At 61.4% G+C, this 254-nt stretch carries 1 pseudogene; it reads left to right on the top strand.

Going from position 1 to position 254, the window contains the following annotated elements:
- Nucleotides 1-254 (top strand): annotated as a pseudogene (locus M2D63_RS25910) (heat-shock protein); the annotation flags it as partial.

The raw sequence follows: 254 nt of genomic DNA, 5'->3' as shown, positions 1-254 counted from the left end.
ATCCCAGCTGGCCCTGGGCAGCATGCGCTACGACATCGAAGACACCGACGGCCTCGACCGCCTGTTCAAGCTGATCGAACAGCGTGCCGGCCACTGGCTGGAGATGGAAGTGGAAGAAACCAAGATCGAACTGACCCACAACGACCGTCGCTTGGTCGACCTCAATCGGGTCGAGTCGGGACTGAGCGTGGAGCTGACCCGGGCCTTGTTCGAAGAGTCGATCGACAACCATCACGAGCGCCTGCGTGGCAGTG

Origin of the sequence: Pseudomonas sp. BJa5 (assembly GCF_030272875.2) — a bacterium.
In the GTDB taxonomy this organism is placed as follows: domain Bacteria; phylum Pseudomonadota; class Gammaproteobacteria; order Pseudomonadales; family Pseudomonadaceae; genus Aquipseudomonas.
The sequence above is the reverse complement of the archived record's forward strand: the minus strand, read 5'-3'. Positions and strand labels throughout refer to the sequence as shown.